The organism is Pseudomonas putida (assembly GCF_016406145.1).
In the GTDB taxonomy this organism is placed as follows: Bacteria; Pseudomonadota; Gammaproteobacteria; order Pseudomonadales; family Pseudomonadaceae; genus Aquipseudomonas; species Aquipseudomonas putida_E.
The window spans coordinates 4,251,791-4,270,718 of record NZ_CP066306.1 but is presented as its reverse complement, the minus strand read 5'-3'; the positions used below and the strand labels follow the sequence as shown (position 1 = coordinate 4,270,718).

The following is an 18,928-nucleotide window of genomic DNA, read 5'->3' as shown; positions in this document are numbered from 1 at the left end:
CGAATGACAGAATAATGTCTATTTGGTGGCACTGCCGTTAAGTAATTGAGAATGAAAGGATCGGGCCGGCATTCGGCATTTGAGTGAGAGGCCGGTATTCCCTGATACTGATGCCCTCACTCCGCGAGTCGACATCGTGACCAGCCTCTACAGCCTTGCCCATCTGCGTGACCTGCCTGCCGCGACCTGGGACGCCCTGGTGCCTGCCGGCCAACCGTTCCTGCGCCATGCGTTCCTCAGCGCCATGGAGGACAGCGGCAGTGTCGTGCCAGCCACCGGATGGGCGGCGGAACACCTGGTGCTGGAGCGTGACGGGCAAGTGCGTGCGCTGTTGCCGGCGTACCGTAAGTGGCACTCGTACGGCGAGTACGTGTTCGATCATGGCTGGGCCGACGCCTGCGAGCGCGCCGGTATTGCCTATTACCCCAAGCTGCTCGGCGCCGTGCCGTTCAGCCCGGTCAGCGGGCCGCGCCTGCTCAGCCTTGACCCGGCCGATGGCCTGCTCATGCTCCAGGCATTGCCTGAGTATCTGGGCAAAGGCGGGCTATCCGGGGCTCACATCAACTTCACCGACCCAGGCCTGGATGCACAGATGGCCGGCCTGCCGGGCTGGATGGAGCGCCTGGGATGTCAGTTCCACTGGCGCAACCGTGGCTACCGCGACTTTCAGGACTTTCTCGACAGCTTGAGTTCGCGCAAGCGCAAACAGATGCGCAAGGAACGTGAGCAGGTTGCAGGGCAGGGCATCGACTTCCGTTGGTACCGTGGCGAGGAACTGGAGGAGGCCCAATGGGATTTCGTCTACCTCTGCTACGCCAATACCTACGCAGTGCGCAGGCGTACGCCCTATCTGACCCGCGAATTCTTTAGCCTGCTGGCGCAGCGCATGCCCGAGGCCCTAAGGGTCGTGATGGCGCGTCAAGGCGGTCGCGACGTCGCCATGGCCCTGAGCCTGGTGGGTGGCGACAGCCTGTTTGGGAGGTACTGGGGCTGCCTGGATGAGTTCGACCGGCTGCACTTCGAAACCTGCTTCTACCAAGGCATGGACTTTGCGATTGCCGAAGGCTTGCAGCGCTTCGATGCTGGGGCGCAGGGCGAGCACAAGCTGATTCGTGGCTTCGAGCCGGTGCTTACACGCTCCTGGCATTATCTGCTTCACCCAGGGCTGCGCCGGGCGGTGGACGATTTCCTGCAGCAGGAGCGCGCAGGGGTTATGGGCTATGCCGAAGAGGCGCGGGGGATGTTGCCTTATCGCCGGGATTGAGACCGGACAGGCCTCAATCCACCCCGACGAACCCGCCCGTCTGGTGATGCCACAGCCTGGCATACAAGCCTTGTTGCGCCAGCAGTTCACTGTGGCTGCCACTTTCGACGATATGCCCCTTGTCCAGCACCACCAGGCGGTCCATCCGCGCAATGGTGGAGAGGCGGTGGGCGATGGCGATCACCGTCTTGCCTTGCATCAGGGTTTCCAGGCTTTCCTGGATCGCCGCTTCGACCTCGGAGTCCAATGCTGACGTGGCCTCGTCCATGATCAGGATGGGCGCGTTCTTGAGCAGCACCCTGGCTATCGCGATGCGCTGGCGCTGACCACCGGAGAGCTTGACCCCACGCTCGCCCACGTGCGCGTCGAAGCCCGTGCGGCCCTGGGCATCCGACAACTGTGGAATGAATTCGTCGGCACGGGCCCGGCGCACCGCCTCGTGCAGCGCTTGCTCGCTGGCATCAGGGCGCCCGTACAACAGGTTGTCGCGGATCGAGCGATGCAGCAGTGAGGTGTCCTGGGTGATCATACCGATCTGCGCCCGCAGGCTGGCCTGGCTCACCTCGGCGATGTCCTGCCCGTCGATCAGGATACGCCCGCCCTGCACGTCGTAAAGGCGCAGCAGCAGGTTGACCAGGGTCGACTTGCCAGCGCCGGAGGGGCCGATCAGGCCGATCTTTTCGCCCGGGCGGATGTCCAGGTTCAGCCCGTCGATGACGTTGCGGGCCTTGCCGTAGTGGAAGTCGACGTTATCGAAACGCACCGCGCCACGGGTCACTTTCAGCGGCGCTGCTTTGGGCTTGTCGGTGACGGTGACAGGCTGGGCGATGGTCTGCAGGCCGTCCTGCACCATGCCGATGTTCTCGAAGATGCCGTTGACCACCCACATGATCCAGCCCGACATGTTGACGATACGGATCACCAGCCCGGTGGCCAGGGCGATGGCGCCGACGGTAATCAGCGACTGGCTCCACAGCCACAGGGCCAGGCCGGTGGTGGCGACCACCAGCAAACCGTTGAGGCTGGTGATGACCACGTCCATGCTGGTGATCACTCGCGACGCCAGCTGGGTCTTTTCGGTCTGCTCGCGGATCGCTTCGCGGGCGTACTGTTGCTCGTAATCGGTATGGGCGAACAGCTTGAGGGTGGCGATGTTGGTGTAGCCGTCGACGATGCGCCCCATCAGCTTGGAGCGGGCATCGGAGGAGATCACCGAGCGCTCCTTGACCCGCGGCACGAAGTAGAACAGCGCGGCGACATAGCTGGCAATCCAGACCAGTAATGGCAGCATCAGGCGCCAGTCAGCCTCGGCGAACAGCACCAGCGAGGTGATCGCATAGATCAGTACATGCCACAACGCATCCACCGCCTGTACTGCCGAGTCGCGCAGGGAGTTGCCAGTCTGCATGATGCGCTGGGCGATACGCCCGGCAAAGTCGCTCTGGAAGAAGTTAAGGCTCTGCTTGAGCACATACGTGTGGTTTTGCCAGCGGATCAGGCTGGTCATGCCCGGGTTGATGGTCTGGTGCACCAGCAGGTCATGCAGGCCAAAGAAGACCGGCCGTAGCAGCAGGATCACCACCAGCATCCAGATCAGCTCACCGCTGTGCTCGCTGAAGAAGTTGGCATTGGGCGTGCCCTGGGCCAGGTCGATGATGCGGCTCAGGTAGCTGAACATCGCCACCTCGATCAGCGAGGCAACCAGCCCGACCACCAGCAGGGCGAGAAAACTCGGCCACACCTGGCGAAGGTAGTAAAGGTAGAAGGGCCACACCTGGGTGGGCGGCGACTCGCTGGGCGCGTCGCGGAAAATGTCGATCAGTTGCTCGAAACGGCGGTACAGCATGGGTGACAACACTCCTGTTCAACCCGACCCTCAGGCGGTTTCACGTCCTTGTGAAGCCTGCAGTCAGTCGATGCGTTTGGCGGACTTGATGAACACCGGATCGGCCGGCACATCGCGCATGCCTTTCTTGACGGTAGTGGGCGAGTTGACGATCTGGTCGACCACCTCCATGCCCTTGGTCACTTTGCCGAACACCGCATAACCACGGTCACGGCCCGGGTTCAGGAAGTCGTTGTCGGCCACGTTGATGAAGAACTGGCTGGTGGCCGAGTTCGGGTCGGAGGTGCGTGCCATCGACAGGGTGCCACGGGTGTTCTGCAGACCGTTGCCGGCTTCGTTGCGGATCGGATCACGCGTCGGCTTTTGCACCATCTGCTCGGTGAACCCGCCGCCCTGGACCATGAAGCCCGGGATCACACGGTGAAAAATGGTGTTGTTGTAGAAACCGCTGTCGACGTATTCGAGGAAATTCTTGGTACTGACCGGCGCCTTCTCGGCATCGAGCTCGATTTCGACCTGGCCGAAGCTGGTGTCGAGCACTACGTGAGGGGCCTTGTCGGAGGCCATGACGGTGGTGGCAAAGGCGACCGAGCAGGCGGTGAGCAGAAGTTTTTTCAGCATGGGCTCAAAGATCCTTGAGAGGTGGAAGCGGCTGCGAGGAACTGCAGCAAAGTCTGGTTGAAGACTTCGGGTTGATCGAGAGGTGTAGCGTGCCGGGAATCATCGATGACTACCAGCCTTGCCTGCGGCATCAGGGCAACGTAGCGCTCTTTGAGTTGTACCGGGGTGTAATCGTGGTCGGCAGCGACCACCAGCGTGGGACAGTGTATCTGGCCGATACGTTCCTGCACGCCCCAGTCCACGATGGCGTCAAAACTCTTGAGGTAGGCGCGTTTGTCGTTGCGCGCCCAGCGTTGCGCCATCTTCTGGCGCAAGTCGGCTTGCTCCGGTTTGGGGAACAGGCGCTGGGCCAGGCCCTTGCCGACAGTCTCGACACTCAGGATGCGTGCCAGGCCCCAGCGCTTGGCCCACCAGACCCAGTCGTTGCGCGTGCGGCGCTTGACCTCGGGGGCGCTGTTGACGATGCATAGGCTGCGCAGCCACTGCGGATGGTCGACGGCGAATTGAAACCCGACCATGCCGCCCATCGACAGCCCCACGAAGTGCACCGGGCCGGTCTGCAGGTGTTCGAGCAGGGCCAGCAGGTCTTCGCTGAATGTGGCGATCTGGTAGCCATCATTGGGCTTGTCGGAGCGGCCGTGGCCCCGGATGTCCATGAGGATCACCCGGTAATGGCGGCTGAGCGCGGGTACCTGCAGCTCCCAGTCCTGGCTGCTGGAGCCCAGGCCGTGCAGCAGTACCAGGGGTTCACCCTGGCCGTATTCCTGATAATGCAGCGAGCATCCTTCATGTTCGAAATAGGCCATGGGCGCGGTTCTCTCAGGCTTGCGGGGGGGCTGCGAAGGGCACGTCCAGTGGCGCGGTGTCGAAATTGCGCAGCAGGTCGATGAGAATCTGCGTGGCCGGGCCCAAGGTCTTCTCTTTGCTCGAATAAAGGTAGAACAGTGGATGACGGCTGCCACCCTGGTCCAGTGGCAGCGGCTTGAGCACGCCTTCGCGCAGTTCACGATCGATCATGTGCCGCGGCAGCCAAGCAAAGCCCAGCCCGCTGCTGACGAAGGTAGTGGCGGTCCCCAGGCTGCCGACTGTCCAGCGCTGTTCAGCGCCGAGCCAGCCGACATCGCGGGGTTGGGCGCGGCCGGAGTCGCGGATTACCACTTGCAACTGGCTTTCCAGGTCCTGGAAAGTGATCTCCCGGCCCAGGCGGTGCAGGCTGTGCTCGGGGTGGGCGACGGCCACGAACTCCACGGCACTGAGTTCGGTGCCCAGATAGCCGCCAATGCTGTAGCTGCTGATGGCAAGGTCGGCGATACCTTCATGCATCACCTCCTCGACGCCGGACAGCACTTCCTCGCGCAGGCGCACCCGGCAACCGCGGCTCTGCGGCATGAACGCGGCCAGGGCACGTACCAGGCGCGCACTGGGGTAGGCGGCATCGACCACGACACGTACCTCGGCTTCCCAGCCTTGCTCCATGTGGTGAGCCAGGTCTTCAAGCTGGCTGGCCTGCTTGACCAGGTGCCGGGAGCGGCGCAGCAGCACGTTGCCCGCCTCGGTCAGCACGGCTTTGCGGCCATCGATGCGTAGCAGTGGCACGCCGAGCTGCTCTTGCATGCGCGCCACCGTGTAACTGACCGATGACTGCGAGCGGTGCAGAGCTTCGGCTGCCTGGGCAAACCCGCCGTGATCGACCACTGCCTGCAAGGTTCGCCACTGATCCAGGGTTACGCGCGGCGCTTTCATCTTTGGCTCCTGTTGACCTAAGCTGCGCTCTTTCAAGGAGAGCGCCCCATGAAGAAATGTTGTGCGGCAATACTGATGTGCCTGCCCCTCGGGGCCATGGCTTACCCCATCGACGTGGAGAAGGAACTGGCCGGGGTCAAGCTGGACTACACCGCCTACGACACCGCGTACGACATCGGAGCCATCACCCTGAACAACTATGGGCAAGTGCCGGCGGCCTGCAAGGTGACGTTCCGCAACGGCCCGGAGGCGCCACGGGTACGCCGGGTGAATGTGCCGGCGGGCAAAAGTGTGGATGTCACGGCCAAGTTCAACCGGCAGATCATCAAGCTACGCATCGCAGTGAACTGCAAAGCGGAATAAAACTGATTAATCGATAGATTGCACCCACTTTTTACGCTTTTTTATCGATAGGTCAAGCCTTAATCTCACCTCCATCGAATCGCAACCCATTTTGCCGATGGAGGCACCCATGTCCCGCGTACTGATCATCGAAAGCAGCGCCCGCCAGCAGGATTCCGTTTCCCGTCAACTGACCCGTGACTTCATCGAACACTGGCAAGCAGCGCACCCTGCCGACGAGATTACCGTGCGCGATCTGGCGGTGACCCCGGTGCCGCACCTGGACGGCAACCTGCTCGGTGGCTGGATGAAGCCTGAAGAGCAGCGCAATGCCGCTGAACTGGACGCCTTGGCCCGTTCCAACGAGCTGACAGATGAGCTGCTGGCGGCCGACGTGCTGGTGATGGCTGCACCAATGTACAACTTCACCATCCCCAGCACGCTCAAGGCCTGGCTTGACCACGTATTGCGTGCCGGCATCACCTTCAAGTACACCCCGACCGGCCCGCAAGGCCTGCTGACCGGCAAGCGCGCCATTGTCCTGACAGCCCGCGGCGGCATCCACGCCGGCGCCACCAGCGACCATCAGGAGCCGTACCTGCGCCAGGTGATGGCATTCATCGGTATTCACGATGTGAACTTCATCCATGCCGAAGGCCTGAACATGAGCGGTGACTTCCACGAGAAAGGCATCAACCAGGCCAAGGCCAAGCTGGCTGCGGTGGCCTGAGCGTCAACGAATTCCCAACCCTGACACCTTGTTTGCTCCTTTGGGTGTACCTGCCCGGCCTCGATGGCCGGGCTTTTTTGTGTGTGAATCACTCCCGCCCATGAAATGCGCAGCCCCCACATAGCGCATGGTTGAACACATCGGTCGCAACCCGCTAAGGTCGCGGCCTTGATTTACGAGAGGCAACCATGGGCTACCTGATAATCGTCGCGCTGATCCAGGCGTTTTCCTTCAGCCTGATCGGCGAGTACCTGGCCGGGCACGTCGACAGCTACTTTGCCGTGCTCGCACGCGTGGTGCTGGCGGGCCTGGTTTTCTTGCCGCTGACCCGCTGGCGCCAGGTCGAGCCGCGCTTCATGCGCTCGATGCTGCTGATCGGTGCGCTGCAGTACGGCATCACCTATGTCTGCCTGTACCTGAGTTTCCGCGTGCTGACCGTGCCGGAGGTGCTGCTGTTCACGATCCTTACGCCACTGCACGTGACCCTGATCGAGGATGCGCTGAACCGCCGTTTCAATCCTTGGGCCTTGCTCGCCGCCCTGGTGGCGGTTGCAGGTGCGGCGGTGATCCGCTTCGACAGCATCAGTGGCGACTTCTTCATCGGCTTCCTGCTGCTGCAGCTAGCCAACTTCACCTACGCTGCCGGCCAGGTGCTATACCGCCATCTGGTTGCCCGCCACCCCAGCGACCTGCCGCATTACAAGCGTTTCGGCTACTTCTACCTAGGGGCGTTGATCGTCGTGCTGCCGGCCTTCCTGCTGTTTGGCAACACCCAGCATTTGCCGAGCACCGACGTGCAATGGCTGGTGCTGCTGTTCCTCGGGCTGTGCCCGACGGCACTGGGCTTGTACTGGTGGAACAAGGGGGCCTGCATGGTGTCCGGCGCTACGCTGGCGGTGATGAACAACCTGCACGTGCCGGTGGGGCTGCTGCTCAACCTGCTGATCTGGAACCAGCACGAGCCATTGGGGCGCTTGCTCATCGGTGGCGCGATCATCCTGGGCTCCGTATGGCTGAGCCGCCTGGGCAGCCGCACGGAGGCACCGCTGGTGCGCAGGGCCTGACATGCACACCATCCTGGTCATCGTCGCGCCGATCTTTGCGTTGATCCTGGTCGGTTATCTTTGCCGCCGGACCAACAAGCTTGGCGACAAGGCAGCGGCCGAGATCAACAAGATGGTGGTCTGGCTGTGCCTGCCGGCCCTGCTGTTCAAGGTCACAGCCACCGCAACCTGGAGCGAGGTATGGCATCCAGGGTTCATCGTGGCCTTTGGCGCAGGGGCGCTGGCGATGTTCGTGGCCACGCTGGCCTGGCGGCTGTTCAGCGGCCACGGGCTGGTCGCGGCCAGTATCGACGGGCTCAGCGCGGGGTATGCCAACACCGGCTATATCGGCATCCCGTTGTGTTTGCTGCTGTTCGGTCAGGCCGGACTGCAGCCTGCGTTGATTTCTTCGTTGATCGTGGTCTGCCTGGTGTTCGCGATATCGCTGACGCTGATCGAAATTGGCCTACAGGAAGAGAAGCGGATCGGCCGCGCCATGTGGGTGGTGTGCAAGGCGCTGGCGAAGAACCCCTTGGTGATTTCGCCCGTGGCTGGGGCCGCTTGGGCAATGTCCGGGTTGGGGTTGGCGGAGCCGGTGATGCATTTTCTCGACATGCTGGCCTTGGCCACCACGCCGTGTGCATTGATTTCGCTGGGGGCGTTTCTGGCAGAGAAACGCAGCGGCGCTCAGGCCAGCCCATGGCCACTGGTTGCGATGAAGCTGGTAGGGCAGCCAGCGCTGACTTGGGTGTTGGCGTTCAAGGTATTCAGCCTGCCGAACATGTGGGCTGCGTCAGCGGTACTGCTGGCGGCGCTGCCGACGGGGACCGGGCCATTCATGCTGGCGGAGTATTACAACCGGGAAGCGGGGCTGATATCGCGGACGATACTGTTGTCGACAGTGGCTTCCTTAGTCACCTTGACCGGGTTGTTGTACCTGCTGGGTTATGCGGGGTGATTTGGGGCTGCTGCGCAGCCCTTTCGCGACACAAGGCCGCTCCTACGGACGAGCTCAATCATCGCGGACGATACTGTTGTCGACGGTGGCTTCCTTAGTCACCTTGACCGGGTTGTTGTACCTGCTGGGTTATGCGGGGTGATTTGGGGCTGCTGCGCAGCCCTTTCGCGACACAAGGCCGCTCCTACAGACGAGCTCAATCCCCGGTAGGAGCGGCCTTGTGTCGCGAAAGGGCCGCAAAGCGGCCCCCACAATCTCAAGCCTCGCTCATTTCTTCCAGGCGACGTGGCACAGGCTCTACCGAAACGCGCCCCGCCAGCCCCACGCGCATGTCATTGCCACTCGGCTGCTGATACAAGCTCAGCCCAAACTCCGGCAACACCGCCAGCAAGTAATCGAAGATATCGCCCTGGATCCGTTCGTACTCGGCCCACACGGTCGTGGTGGTGAAGCAGTAGATCTCCAGCGGCACCCCCTCGGCGCCGGTCTGCATCTGCCGGACCATGCAGGTCATGCCTTGGTGCACGTTGGGGTGGTTCCTCAGGTAAGCCAGGGCAAAGGCGCGGAAGGTGCCGATGTTGGTCAGCTGGCGGCGGTTGGCCGACAGCTCGGCCACCGGCCCCAGAGCTTCGTTCCATTCATGGAGCTCCTGGCGCTTGCCGGCCAGGTAGTCAGCGAGCAGGCGCACCCCGCTCAGGCGCTGTTCTTCTTCTCGGGTCAGAAAACGCACGCCCGCCGCATCGATGAACAGGCTGCGTTTGATCCGCCGGCCGCCCGATTGCTGCATGCCGCGGTAGTTGCGGAACGACTCGCTCATCAGCCGCCAGGTGGGGATCGAGACAATGGTCTTGTCGAAGTTCTGCACCTTAACCGTGTGCAGGGTGATATCGACCACATCGCCATCGGCGCCGACCTGGGGCATTTCGATCCAGTCGCCGACGTGCAGCATGTCGTTACTGGTGAGCTGCACGCTGGCGACGAACGACAACAGGGTGTCCTTGTACACCAACAGCAATACTGCCGACATCGCACCCAGGCCTGACAGCAGCAACAGGGGTGAACGGTCGATCAGGGTGGCGACGATGACGATGGAGGCGAAAATCCACAGCATCATCTTCGCCAGTTGCACATAGCCCTTGATCGAGCGGGTGCGGGCATGTTCGGTGCGGGCGTAGATGTCGAGCAGGCCATCGAGCAGGCACGACAGCGCCAGGGTCATGAACAGCAGGGTAAAGGCCAGCGCCATATTGCCAAGGAAGTGCTGGGCGGTATCGGACAGCTCCGGTACCAGTTTCAGCCCGAACTGGATGACCAGCGACGGTGTGGTCTGCGCCAGGCGGTGAAACACCTTGTTGTGGCGCAGGTCGTCGAGCCATTTGAGCGCAGGCTGGCGGGCCAGCAAGCGTGTGCCGTGCAGGATCAGAAAGCGCGCCAGGCGGCCGATTACCAGGGAAACCAGCAGCAGCACGGCCAGGCCGATGGCGGCGTGGAGCATGGGGTGTTGGTCAAGGGTGCCCCACAGGTCGAGGCTGTCGCGCCAGATTTTTTGCATATCCATGAGCTTGAGTACGGTCTTTGCTTGCGAAACGAAGCGCCATTAGAGCGCGGATGGCGACAAAGTTGCCAAAAGAAATTCGGCTCCGGCTGCAGAAAACGTTACCCTATGCAACTGAATTTCCCGCACTTGCCTGAGGTTACCTCCGTGTTCTCCCAATTCGCCCTGCATGAACGCCTGCTTAAAGCCGTGGCCGAGCTTAAATTTGTCGAGCCAACCCCGGTGCAGGCCGCGGCCATCCCCTTGGCCCTGCAAGGGCGTGATCTGCGTGTGACCGCGCAGACCGGCAGCGGCAAGACCGCGGCCTTCGTCCTGCCGCTGCTCAACCGCCTGGTCGACCTGAAAGGCGCGCGCGTCGAGATCCGCGCGCTGATCCTGCTGCCGACCCGCGAGCTGGCCCAGCAGACCCTCAAGCAAGTGCAGCTGTTCTCGCAGTTCACCTACATCAAGGCGGGCCTGGTCACCGGCGGTGAGGACTTCAAGGAACAGGCCGCCATGCTGCGCAAGGTGCCGGACGTGCTGATCGGCACCCCGGGCCGCCTGCTCGAGCAGCTCAATGCCGGCAACCTCGACCTGTCCCACGTGCAGGTGATGATCCTCGACGAAGCCGACCGCATGCTCGACATGGGCTTCGCCGAAGACATGGAGCGCCTGTGCAAGGAGTGTGAGAACCGCGAGCAAACCCTGCTGTTCTCGGCCACCACCGGCGGCGCGGCCCTGCGCGACATCATCGGCAAAGTGCTGAAAGACCCTGAGCACCTGATGCTCAACAGTGTTTCGCAGCTGGCGGAAGGCACCCGCCAGCAGGTCATCACCGCTGACCACGACCAGCACAAAGAGGCGATCGTGCAGTGGCTGCTGGCCAACGAAAAATTCGACAAGGCGATCATCTTCACCAACACCCGCGTGCTTGCCGACCGTATCTACGGTCACCTGGTCGCCAAAGACGTAAAAGCGTTCGTGTTGCACGGTGAGAAGGACCAGAAGGACCGCAAACTGGCCATCGAGCGGTTCAAGCAAGGCAGCTCCAAGGTACTGGTAGCCACCGACGTGGCGGCCCGTGGCCTGGACATCGACGGCCTCGACCTGGTGATCAACTTCGACATGCCGCGCAGCGGCGACGAGTATGTACACCGCATTGGCCGTACCGGCCGTGCCGGCGGCGAAGGCCTGGCGATTTCGTTGATCACCCACAATGACTGGAACCTGATGTCCAGCATCGAACGCTACCTCAAGCAGCAGTTCGAGCGCCGTGTGATCAAGGAAGTGAAGGGCACCTACAACGGGCCGAAGAAGGTCAAGGCGTCGGGCAAGGCTGCCGGCACCAAGAAGAAAAAGACCGAGAAGAAAACTGGCGACAAGAAGGCCGTGAAGCGCAAGCCTACCGCCAAGCCGAAGGCCAATGCACCGCTGACCAGCTCCGATGGCCTGGCACCGCTGAAAAAGCGCAAGCCTGCTGCTGAGTAATCAGTCAATGCTGGCCCTATCGCCGGCAAGCCGGCTCCCACAGGTACTCCATCAGCCTCAAGGGCGATGCAATCACTGTGGGAGCTGGCTTGCCGGCGATTGGGTCTTGATGTAATAGATCAATCCGCCTTCTTCTCCGCCTCCTTCAGCTCCTTGATCCGCTTGTCGATCAGCTGACACTTGTCGGGCAAGTCCTTGCTCGCCGTCCCCAGCTCCATCCCCTGGAGCTCATCGTTAATGTCCTTGGCTTTCTGCGGGTTCTGTTCGGTCAGCTGGCTCACCAGCCCGGCAAGTTCTTCACGTTTCTGGGTGGCCTCTTCCGGCGTGCAGGCCCAGGCGGGCAGGGCGCAGAACAGGGCGGTCGCACAGGCGATGCGCAGCAGCGGTTTCATCCTTTATACCTCCGGCGGTGGGGATGCCCGGTGGAGGCGCCTGCATGCCGGTAAGTTCCGCCTCCACGACCGGCGGAAGCCCCTGTGCACCGCTGGCCTGCACAGCATCGGCCCGATCTTCATCCCGGTGGCGGGCATCATGGCCGCCATCCCATACATCTCCAGCTTCATCAGCCAGTTCATTGGCCCGCTGTTCCTGGCCATGGGCGCCGATGCCGGCATCGCCGGACCGATCTTCATCGCCTCGGACCTGGGCGGTTACCAGCTGGCCCAGGCGCTGTCGCACAGCCCTGAAGGCTGGATTCTCGGCCTGATCACCGGTTTTCAGTGCGGTCCGACGGTGATCTTCGTCATCCCGGTGGGCCTGGCCATGCTCAACAAGGCCGACCACAAGTACATGGCGCTGGGCATCATGGCCGGTTTGCTGAGCATTCCGATCAGCATCGTACTGATTGCCATGGGCATGCAGGCCATGGGCCTTGGCGTGCGCCCGGACATCGCCACCGCAGGCGCGGCGACCCAGGCGCTGCACTTCACCCTGCCGACCTTGCTGCGCAACTTGTCGCCGCTGATCCTTTTCTGCGTGGCGCTGGCGGCGGCCCTGCGGTACTTCCCCAACCTGATGGTGAGCCTGTTCCTCAAGCTGGGGCAATTGATGTACGCGGCGGCGACGCTGGTACTGGTGGCGTCGATCGTCGAGTACTTCACCGGTGCATTCACTGCGCTGTTCGGCGGCTGGGGCTTTGCGCCGATCATCGCTGACAAGGACGACCAGTTCCGGGCGCTGGAAATTGCCGGTTACGTCGGCATCATGCTGTGCGGTGCGTTCCCGATGGTCTACCTGATCAAGCGCTTCCTGTCGCGGCCGATCGAAACGGTGGCCTCCAGGTTTGGCCTGTCGCCGGTGGGCGCTGCCGGCGTGCTCGCTGCTTCGGCGAACATCCTGGCAATGTTCCGCCTGGTGGGCGACATGCCGCCGAAAGACAAGGTGCTGGTGATCGCCTTCGCCGTGTGCGCAGCCTTCACCTTTGGTGACCACCTGGCCTATTCGGCCAACTTCCAGCCCACGCTCATTGGCCCGCTGATCATCGGCAAACTTGCCGGCGGCCTGCTGGGCATGCTCCTGGCCTACTGGCTGGCAGTGCCTAAAGCTGAGGAACTGGGCCGCCAGGAGCAACAGGCGGGGCTGTTGCCGGTCAGCGCACCGTTGCACTGACGGGGCCAGGCATCGTTCAATGCCGTCCGGCGCGTGCCGCAGGGCGGCATGCGTGCCCCTCTTTCCACCCGCACAGGCCGCAGCCATGAACAGCGACCACGCCAACCGCCTGGCCACGGTGATTCGCAGCATCGGCAGCGACGCACTGGGCCCGGCCATCGACACTGCGCTCAAGGGCGTGGTCGATTACGACATGAGCTGCGCTTACCTGTTTCGCTTCAACCAGCCGGCGCTGTTGGTGCACGATGGCTACAACCAGCGGGTGACCGAGCGTACGCTCAAGGCGTATCTGCGCGGGGGCTATTTGCTCGACCCGTTCTACGTCGCTTGCACCAACAATCACCCCACGGGGCTGTGGCGCATGAGCGAGCTGGCGCCGGACAGCTTCTTCGCCTCGGGCTTTTCCATCTCGCCCGACATCCACCCCTGTGTCTCGTCGCACCACGGCAGCTTGATCGAAGAAATCGGCTTCATCGTCCCTGTGCGCCCACGCACGGCGCTGGTGTTTTCCTTGATGCGCGGCTTGCACAAGGGGGCGTTCGAAACCGATGAAACCCAACGCCTCGCTGCGCTGACGCCGCTGATCGATGCCATTTTCAGCCAGCACCTGCACCTTGCTCATGCCGAAGACTTGGCCGACCCGCAGGACTCGGACAGCCAGTTGGAAGACGCCTTCGTCGATATCCTCCAGGGCCAGTTGACCGAAACCCAGCGGCATGTGGCCAAGCTGATTTTGCAGGGGCACAGCAGCCAGTCGATCTCGCGGGCGCTGGGGATTTCGGCAGGGACGGTCAAGGTGCACCGGCACAACATCTGGCAGCGGTTGGGGATTGCCGGGAATGCGGAGTTGTTTCGGTTGTTTATTGGCTATCTCACCAAGCAGCAATGATCTGAAGGCTATGGCCTGTAATGGATCTGTGCGGCTTTTCTATCTCGGCTGTAATCCCTTTCCGAAACTGGCGTTTAACCTCCTGGCCCCATTGATGCGCGAGTGACCTCGTCCTAGTCTCGCGATGAAAGAGGAGGTATCGTATGTACATCTGTAAATACAGGGCGCCCCATGATATTTGAGTGGGACGCAACGAAAAATCAAACCAATATCCGAAAGCACGGCATCGATTTCGCTGATGTTCCCGACATGTCCAACCATCCCATGTTGACCCGACGGGACGACAGCGCACAATACGCTGAGGAGCGCTGGGTAAGCTTGGGATGGCTCAATGCCTTGCTTGGGGTAGTCGTGTACACGGAGAGGCAGGGTGAGGTAATCCGCATCATTTCCGCACGTAAAGCCACCAGATGGGAGGCCAAGCACTATGACCAAAGCATCGAAAACTGATTGGAGCCGCCTGGCTCAAATGGACGATAAAGATATTGATACCTCGGATATCCCCGAGTTGGACCAGGCTTTCTTCCAGCAGGCTGAACTGCGTGTCCCGGCGAAGCAGGCAGTAACCATTCGCCTGGACGCTGATGTCCTCACCTGGTTCAAGGATCAGGGGGCGGGTTATCAGACGCGGATTAATCAGTTGCTGCGCCAGTACATGCAAGCCCAGCAGCGCCAGCGCTGAGATCTTTTGGAACGCACCAGACCCGCGACCGGTCCCAAGCTGTGTACCCCATGCGTCCACAGCAAGAGGCCATAGCCATGAGCATTACCTACGACTGGGACCTGATCGAGCGCTTGCTGCACGAAGTGCAGAACGGCGCCGGTCACAGCTTCACACCACGCCCCTATGCCGAGCAGCACGCTGCGGCTCTGGCCGCCGAGGGCCAGCCGGTGGGGGATGTGGACCATCTGAAAACCCGTGCCTGCGAGTACGAGAAGCTGCTATTCGAGCGCGGCTTCGTCGAGAGCCGGCCGCCAGAGGATGGCGGCAATGGAGAGAACTTCGTGCTCACCGAGCGCGGGTCGCGGCTGTTGAGCCTGATCGACAGCAGCATCCCGGGCTTCGAGCACCCGCGCCAGGTACTGGATGACCAGGAAGATGCGCTGGACGAAACCACCTTCGAGCACGTGTCTGCAAAAGCGCAGATCGCTTGAGGTCGTTTTGAGGCTGGCAAGGTCGGCCAAGGAAACCCGATAATCGGTGTTCTTTGAAAACTGCCGAGCCTTGCCCATGCCATCGATCACTCAGGAGGGCCGCCTATGAGCGCGGCCCGCAAGAGCCCCGACGCCTTTGCCTTTCAGGTCATGCTGGGGCTGTGCCTGATCTGGGGTTGCCAACAGGTACTGATCAAGTCTGCGGCGGTTGATATTGCACCGGTGATGCAGGCAGCACTGCGTAACGGCCTTGCGGCCGTGCTGGTCGGCTTGATGATCTGCTGGCGCGGTGGCTGGGGGCAGGTGGGGAGCACCTGGCGTGGCGGGTTGCTTGCCGGCGGTTTGTTTGGCCTGGAGTTCCTGTTCATCGCCGAGGGGCTGAAGCTGACATCGGCGGCGCACATGTCTGTGTTCCTCTATACCGCGCCGGTGTTCACGGCACTTGGGCTACATTTCATGCTGCCCAGCGAGCGGCTGCGCCTGCTGCAGTGGCTGGGCATTCTGTTGGCGTTCGGCGGAATTGCTACTGCGTTTGCCGGGGGCGTGTCGTTCGAAGAGATGGACGGGCGCATGCTGCTTGGCGATGCCTTCGGTGTGCTGGCCGGTTTGGCTTGGGGTGCGACCACCGTGGTGGTACGGGGTTCGCGCTTGTCCGAGGCACCTGCGACGTTGACCCTGTTCTACCAACTGGCAGTAGGTTTTGTCGGGTTAGTGCTGATCGCCCTGCTCAGCGGGCAGATCGACAAGGTCTCGTGGACGCCCTTGGCGGTCGGCAGCGTGCTGTTCCAGGGCATTGTGGTGTCGTTTGTCAGCTACCTGACGTGGTTCTGGTTGCTGCGTAAGTACTTGGCCTCGAATTTGGCGGTGTTTTCCTTCATTACCCCATTATTTGGGGTGACGTTTGGCGTGCTCTTGCTGGATGAACCGCTGAGTGTGAATTTTGTGCTTGGGGCCGTAATGGTTTTGCTCGGCGTGGTGCTGGTCAGTGCCGAGCCTTGGGTGAAGCAGCAATTGCGAAGGGTTGTGGGATAGGGGTTGCTGTTAATGGCCCTTCGCCGGCAAGCCGGCTCCCACAGGTACCCCACTAAACCTGAGGGCAGCGGGGCATCCGTGGGAGCCGGCTTGCCGGCGATAGGGCCGGTATTGATCAACCTTGATCCATCACGCAACCCGCCCTGCAATTTGGCAGTTCTGGTTGTTGCGTGTGCCGTTAAGAACCAATACCCCCGCCAGCCCCAACCCAGCCGCCGCCATTACCAGTGCCGGCTGCAGGCTCCCGCTGTAATGGTTGCTCAACGCCGCCAGCAACGGCCCGCTCAATTGCCCCAGCGCAAAGCACGCAGTCAGCAGCCCGGCATTGCGTTGCGTCGCATGCGGTGCCAGCTCCCGCGAGCGTTGCATCACCAACTGCATGCATGCCAGGAACGGCGTACCGCAGAGCACTACGCCCAAGGCGAGGCCAAGGCCACCACCCATCAGGCAGGCCAGTACGCCAAGGCCTTGCAGCCACAAGGTCGCGGTCAGCCAGGCCGAAGTGCGGCCGGCGCGTCGCACACTCACCAGCACCACGCCTAACGCCGCCGCCACACCAAACGCTGGCCAGAACAGGTCGGCCATCCAGTTGTCCTGGAACTGTTGGTTGGCCATTTGCGACAGGAACGTGGCCGGCAGGATGTAACCCACGCCATACAAGGCATACACCAGGCCAAGGCGGCCAATGCCAACGCTGCGCGTCGCCCCTTGCTGCGCCGTGCTCGGTACCACGGCGGGTGCCTGAGCGCGAGGCAGCCAAGGGCACACCGCCAGTAGCATGACCAGCGCGGCAACGGCATACAGCAGCCACAACGCTGCCGAGCTCAGCCCCAGCAAGTGAGCGACCAGCGCCAGCAGGCCGGTGACGGCGATGCCCAGGCCGGGCCCGGCGAACACCAGGGCGCCCAGGCGCGGACGGCTGTTGGCGTTGGCCAGTTGCTGGCTGAGGCTGGTGATCATCACCAGCACCCAGGCACTGGCAACACCCGTGCCGAAGCGCAGCAGCAGGTGGCTCCAGAACCCGTCCGCAGCCCAGGACGCCAGGGTCAGCACTACACAGAGCCACAGGCCGCCATGCAGGCGCAGCCTGACCTGGGCTGGCGTGCGGGCGAACATGGCGTCTGCCGCGCCAATGAAATAGCCCAGGTAGTTGGCCGCCGCGACCAGGCCTGCGGCGGTCAGGTCGAACTGGCCTTCGGCGATCAGTTGCGGCAGTTGCGGGGTGAGAGCGAAGCGGCCGATGCCCATGGCCATCATCAGGGCTACGGCGCTGGCCAGCAGTTGTACGAACGGCGACATGAGGACACTCCTGCGCGGATGTAAATGATGGATGGCAGGTTAGGGCGCTTTTGTTTTCAATAAAATTGAATAATGATGATCAAGTTGTTCTGTTTTGGAGAATGTCATGGAGTTCAGCCAGCTGCGCATCTTCCAGGCGGTCGCAGAGGAAGGTTCCATCACGCGCGCCGCCGAGCGCCTGCACCGGGTGCCGTCGAACCTGTCCACACGCTTGCGCCAGCTTGAAGAGCAACTGGGCGTAGAGCTTTTCTTGCGTGAACGCCAGCGCCTGCAGTTGTCCCCCGCTGGCAAGGTGCTGCTGGATTACGCCAACCGCCTGGCGGCGCTGCGTGACGAAGCCATGGCGGCGGTACAGGGTGGGCAGCCGGCCGGCGACTTCGTCCTGGGCACCATGTACAGCACGGCGGCCATTCACCTGCCAGCGCTGTTGGCGCGCTACCATCAGGCCTATCCGGCCGTTAACTTGCAGGTGCAGGCTGCCCCCAGTGGCGAGTTGCTCGAGGGGTTGCTCAGCCACCGCCTGGACGCCGCACTGGTGGACGGGCCTCCGAGCCTGGCGGGGCTCGATGGCGTGCCCTTTTGCGAAGAAGAACTGGTACTGATCACCAGCCCTGAACACCCAACAGTGCACAGCGCCAGGGATGTCGCGGGCAAGGCGGTGTTCACCTTCCGCCAGGGCTGCTCCTACCGGATGCGCCTGGAGGCCTGGTATGCCCATGCACATACGCCCACGGGGCGGGTAATGGAGATCGAGTCTTACCAGAGCATGCTGGCTTGTGTGATAGCCGGTGCGGGCGTCGCTTTGATGGCGCAATCTATGCTCGACAGCCTGCCGGGGCGTGACCGCGTTCAGGTCCATCGCCTGCAGGCGCCGTTCGATCAGGCGGTGACCTGGCTGATGTGGCGGCAGGGGATGCGAGGGGCGAATTTGCAGGCGTGGGTCGATTTGCAACAAAGCGAAACGATTAGCCAGCCGTCGGAATCCACCGTTTCCGCTTGATCCGCGTCAAACTTGCCCCTATCTGTAAGTATAAGGGCATGCGTAATACAGGACATCGGACTATGATCTGTATGAAACATCGCAGGATTGATTGACCGAGAGGCTGACCCGTCAAGGGGGCACTATGAAAAACCAAATGTTCAACTGGCTCCACGACTTGGCTGTCGCCCTGGGGCTGATACCACCACCCTTGCAGCCGGTGCCGATCCCGACTGATGAAGAGCAGCGCAGGCGCCAGGCGCGTCGTCGCTGAAACCGACAAGGCCGCGATATCAGTGATGATGGCGCGGCTTTTTTGTTGATCTTTTTCGGGGCATGCCTTGAATCTGCGGGCGCCCTTGAGATTGAGCGCTGCCCGCGCGGCACTCGAGCTCAA

21 protein-coding genes are annotated in these 18,928 nt (G+C 62.2%); 14 read left to right on the top strand and 7 right to left on the bottom strand.

Annotation, left to right across the window (positions count from 1 at the left end):
* Window positions 1-136: 136 nt before the first annotated feature.
* On the top strand, window positions 137-1,264 hold the full coding sequence (locus tag JET17_RS19495) for a GNAT family N-acetyltransferase (protein WP_012315662.1): 1,128 nt from the start codon (window positions 137-139) through the stop codon (window positions 1,262-1,264).
* Window positions 1,265-1,277: 13 nt separating this feature from the next.
* Here the strand turns inward: JET17_RS19495 and JET17_RS19490 are convergent, their stop codons facing one another.
* The 4 genes from JET17_RS19490 to JET17_RS19475 all read right to left on the bottom strand — a co-directional run bounded on the left by JET17_RS19490 (window position 1,278) and on the right by JET17_RS19475 (window position 5,474).
* Window positions 1,278-3,110, bottom strand: a complete 1,833-nt coding sequence (locus tag JET17_RS19490; protein WP_012315661.1) for an ABC transporter ATP-binding protein — start codon at window positions 3,108-3,110, stop codon at window positions 1,278-1,280.
* Window positions 3,111-3,173: 63 nt separating this feature from the next.
* Entirely contained in the window at window positions 3,174-3,731 is a 558-nt protein-coding gene (locus JET17_RS19485) for a peptidylprolyl isomerase A (RefSeq protein WP_012315660.1), read from the bottom strand.
* Window positions 3,725-4,537 (bottom strand): alpha/beta fold hydrolase, encoded by an 813-nt coding sequence (locus tag JET17_RS19480; RefSeq protein ID WP_012315659.1) that lies wholly within the window; start codon window positions 4,535-4,537, stop codon window positions 3,725-3,727. Before JET17_RS19480 ends, JET17_RS19485 begins: the two co-directional genes overlap by 7 nt.
* Before the next feature lie 13 nt (window positions 4,538-4,550).
* Complete coding sequence (locus JET17_RS19475; RefSeq protein ID WP_012315658.1) at window positions 4,551-5,474, bottom strand: LysR family transcriptional regulator; 924 nt, start codon at window positions 5,472-5,474, stop codon at window positions 4,551-4,553.
* Between the two features lie 48 nt (window positions 5,475-5,522).
* Between JET17_RS19475 and JET17_RS19470 the strand changes: the two genes are divergently transcribed.
* The 4 genes from JET17_RS19470 (at window position 5,523) to JET17_RS19455 (ending at window position 8,547) form a co-directional block, all read left to right on the top strand.
* Complete coding sequence (locus tag JET17_RS19470) at window positions 5,523-5,837, top strand: hypothetical protein (RefSeq protein ID WP_012315657.1); 315 nt, start codon at window positions 5,523-5,525, stop codon at window positions 5,835-5,837.
* A gap of 109 nt (window positions 5,838-5,946) precedes the next feature.
* Complete coding sequence (locus tag JET17_RS19465) at window positions 5,947-6,546, top strand: FMN-dependent NADH-azoreductase (RefSeq protein ID WP_012315656.1); 600 nt, start codon at window positions 5,947-5,949, stop codon at window positions 6,544-6,546.
* A 188-nt stretch (window positions 6,547-6,734) separates the two neighbouring features.
* Window positions 6,735-7,610, top strand: coding sequence for a carboxylate/amino acid/amine transporter (locus JET17_RS19460; protein WP_012315655.1), 876 nt, complete (start codon window positions 6,735-6,737; stop codon window positions 7,608-7,610).
* A 1-nt stretch (window position 7,611) separates the two neighbouring features.
* Window positions 7,612-8,547, top strand: coding sequence for an AEC family transporter (locus JET17_RS19455; RefSeq protein WP_012315654.1), 936 nt, complete (start codon window positions 7,612-7,614; stop codon window positions 8,545-8,547).
* A 256-nt stretch (window positions 8,548-8,803) separates the two neighbouring features.
* Here the strand turns inward: JET17_RS19455 and JET17_RS19450 are convergent, their stop codons facing one another.
* Window positions 8,804-10,105: a mechanosensitive ion channel family protein gene (locus tag JET17_RS19450; protein ID WP_012315653.1), complete on the bottom strand. Its 1,302-nt coding sequence runs from the start codon at window positions 10,103-10,105 to the stop codon at window positions 8,804-8,806.
* Window positions 10,106-10,210: 105 nt separating this feature from the next.
* On the opposite strand from JET17_RS19450, the gene JET17_RS19445 reads away from it, so the two are divergent.
* Window positions 10,211-11,569: a DEAD/DEAH box helicase gene (locus JET17_RS19445; RefSeq protein WP_012315652.1), complete on the top strand. Its 1,359-nt coding sequence runs from the start codon at window positions 10,211-10,213 to the stop codon at window positions 11,567-11,569.
* Window positions 11,570-11,688: 119 nt separating this feature from the next.
* On the opposite strand, the gene JET17_RS19440 is transcribed toward JET17_RS19445, so the two are convergent.
* Entirely contained in the window at window positions 11,689-11,961 is a 273-nt protein-coding gene (locus JET17_RS19440; protein WP_012315651.1) for a hypothetical protein, read from the bottom strand.
* Here JET17_RS19440 and JET17_RS19435 point away from each other — a divergent pair.
* From JET17_RS19435 to JET17_RS19410, 6 genes are all read left to right on the top strand, one after another.
* Window positions 11,942-13,177, top strand: coding sequence for an ethanolamine utilization protein EutH (locus tag JET17_RS19435; protein ID WP_080516519.1), 1,236 nt, complete (start codon window positions 11,942-11,944; stop codon window positions 13,175-13,177). The genes JET17_RS19440 and JET17_RS19435 overlap by 20 nt on opposite strands.
* Before the next feature lie 85 nt (window positions 13,178-13,262).
* A complete protein-coding gene (locus tag JET17_RS19430) occupies window positions 13,263-14,066 on the top strand; it encodes a helix-turn-helix transcriptional regulator (protein WP_012315650.1) in 804 nt (267 codons plus the stop codon).
* A 171-nt stretch (window positions 14,067-14,237) separates the two neighbouring features.
* Window positions 14,238-14,516, top strand: a complete 279-nt coding sequence (locus JET17_RS19425; RefSeq protein WP_012315649.1) for a BrnT family toxin — start codon at window positions 14,238-14,240, stop codon at window positions 14,514-14,516.
* Complete coding sequence (locus JET17_RS19420) at window positions 14,494-14,748, top strand: BrnA antitoxin family protein (RefSeq protein WP_012315648.1); 255 nt, start codon at window positions 14,494-14,496, stop codon at window positions 14,746-14,748. Before JET17_RS19425 ends, JET17_RS19420 begins: the two co-directional genes overlap by 23 nt.
* A gap of 77 nt (window positions 14,749-14,825) precedes the next feature.
* The gene (locus JET17_RS19415; protein WP_012315647.1) at window positions 14,826-15,221 is read left to right on the top strand and encodes a transcriptional regulator; all 396 of its coding nucleotides are present in this window, start codon (window positions 14,826-14,828) and stop codon (window positions 15,219-15,221) included.
* 105 nt (window positions 15,222-15,326) lie between these two features.
* A complete protein-coding gene (locus JET17_RS19410) occupies window positions 15,327-16,253 on the top strand; it encodes a DMT family transporter (protein WP_012315646.1) in 927 nt (308 codons plus the stop codon).
* Window positions 16,254-16,382: 129 nt separating this feature from the next.
* On the opposite strand, the gene JET17_RS19405 is transcribed toward JET17_RS19410, so the two are convergent.
* Window positions 16,383-17,552, bottom strand: a complete 1,170-nt coding sequence (locus tag JET17_RS19405; protein WP_012315645.1) for an MFS transporter — start codon at window positions 17,550-17,552, stop codon at window positions 16,383-16,385.
* Between the two features lie 106 nt (window positions 17,553-17,658).
* Here JET17_RS19405 and ptrR point away from each other — a divergent pair, with 106 nt between their 5' ends.
* Window positions 17,659-18,552 carry a putrescine utilization regulator PtrR gene (gene ptrR / locus JET17_RS19400; protein ID WP_012315644.1) on the top strand — a complete coding sequence of 298 codons (894 nt, stop codon included), beginning with the start codon at window positions 17,659-17,661 and terminating at the stop codon, window positions 18,550-18,552.
* Between the two features lie 124 nt (window positions 18,553-18,676).
* Window positions 18,677-18,805 (top strand): PA1414 family protein, encoded by a 129-nt coding sequence (locus tag JET17_RS27590; protein ID WP_012315643.1) that lies wholly within the window; start codon window positions 18,677-18,679, stop codon window positions 18,803-18,805.
* Window positions 18,806-18,928: the final 123 nt, after the last annotated feature.

What these genes read in the sequence shown, in the direction of transcription:
- JET17_RS19490 (WP_012315661.1), bottom strand. Translation starts at nt 3,110, where the DNA reads ATGCTGTACCGCCGTTTCGAGCAACTGATCGACATTTTCCGCGACGCG.
- JET17_RS19485 (WP_012315660.1), bottom strand. Translation starts at nt 3,731, where the DNA reads ATGCTGAAAAAACTTCTGCTCACCGCCTGCTCGGTCGCCTTTGCCACC.
- JET17_RS19480 (WP_012315659.1), bottom strand. Translation starts at nt 4,537, where the DNA reads ATGGCCTATTTCGAACATGAAGGATGCTCGCTGCATTATCAGGAATAC.
- JET17_RS19475 (WP_012315658.1), bottom strand. Translation starts at nt 5,474, where the DNA reads ATGAAAGCGCCGCGCGTAACCCTGGATCAGTGGCGAACCTTGCAGGCA.
- JET17_RS19470 (WP_012315657.1), top strand. Translation starts at nt 5,523, where the DNA reads ATGAAGAAATGTTGTGCGGCAATACTGATGTGCCTGCCCCTCGGGGCC.
- JET17_RS19465 (WP_012315656.1), top strand. Translation starts at nt 5,947, where the DNA reads ATGTCCCGCGTACTGATCATCGAAAGCAGCGCCCGCCAGCAGGATTCC.
- JET17_RS19460 (WP_012315655.1), top strand. Translation starts at nt 6,735, where the DNA reads ATGGGCTACCTGATAATCGTCGCGCTGATCCAGGCGTTTTCCTTCAGC.
- JET17_RS19455 (WP_012315654.1), top strand. Translation starts at nt 7,612, where the DNA reads ATGCACACCATCCTGGTCATCGTCGCGCCGATCTTTGCGTTGATCCTG.
- JET17_RS19450 (WP_012315653.1), bottom strand. Translation starts at nt 10,105, where the DNA reads ATGGATATGCAAAAAATCTGGCGCGACAGCCTCGACCTGTGGGGCACC.
- JET17_RS19445 (WP_012315652.1), top strand. Translation starts at nt 10,211, where the DNA reads ATGCAACTGAATTTCCCGCACTTGCCTGAGGTTACCTCCGTGTTCTCC.
- JET17_RS19435 (WP_080516519.1), top strand. Translation starts at nt 11,942, where the DNA reads ATGCGCAGCAGCGGTTTCATCCTTTATACCTCCGGCGGTGGGGATGCC.
- JET17_RS19440 (WP_012315651.1), bottom strand. Translation starts at nt 11,961, where the DNA reads ATGAAACCGCTGCTGCGCATCGCCTGTGCGACCGCCCTGTTCTGCGCC.
- JET17_RS19430 (WP_012315650.1), top strand. Translation starts at nt 13,263, where the DNA reads ATGAACAGCGACCACGCCAACCGCCTGGCCACGGTGATTCGCAGCATC.
- JET17_RS19425 (WP_012315649.1), top strand. Translation starts at nt 14,238, where the DNA reads ATGATATTTGAGTGGGACGCAACGAAAAATCAAACCAATATCCGAAAG.
- JET17_RS19420 (WP_012315648.1), top strand. Translation starts at nt 14,494, where the DNA reads ATGACCAAAGCATCGAAAACTGATTGGAGCCGCCTGGCTCAAATGGAC.
- JET17_RS19415 (WP_012315647.1), top strand. Translation starts at nt 14,826, where the DNA reads ATGAGCATTACCTACGACTGGGACCTGATCGAGCGCTTGCTGCACGAA.
- JET17_RS19410 (WP_012315646.1), top strand. Translation starts at nt 15,327, where the DNA reads ATGAGCGCGGCCCGCAAGAGCCCCGACGCCTTTGCCTTTCAGGTCATG.
- JET17_RS19405 (WP_012315645.1), bottom strand. Translation starts at nt 17,552, where the DNA reads ATGTCGCCGTTCGTACAACTGCTGGCCAGCGCCGTAGCCCTGATGATG.
- ptrR (WP_012315644.1), top strand. Translation starts at nt 17,659, where the DNA reads ATGGAGTTCAGCCAGCTGCGCATCTTCCAGGCGGTCGCAGAGGAAGGT.
- JET17_RS27590 (WP_012315643.1), top strand. Translation starts at nt 18,677, where the DNA reads ATGAAAAACCAAATGTTCAACTGGCTCCACGACTTGGCTGTCGCCCTG.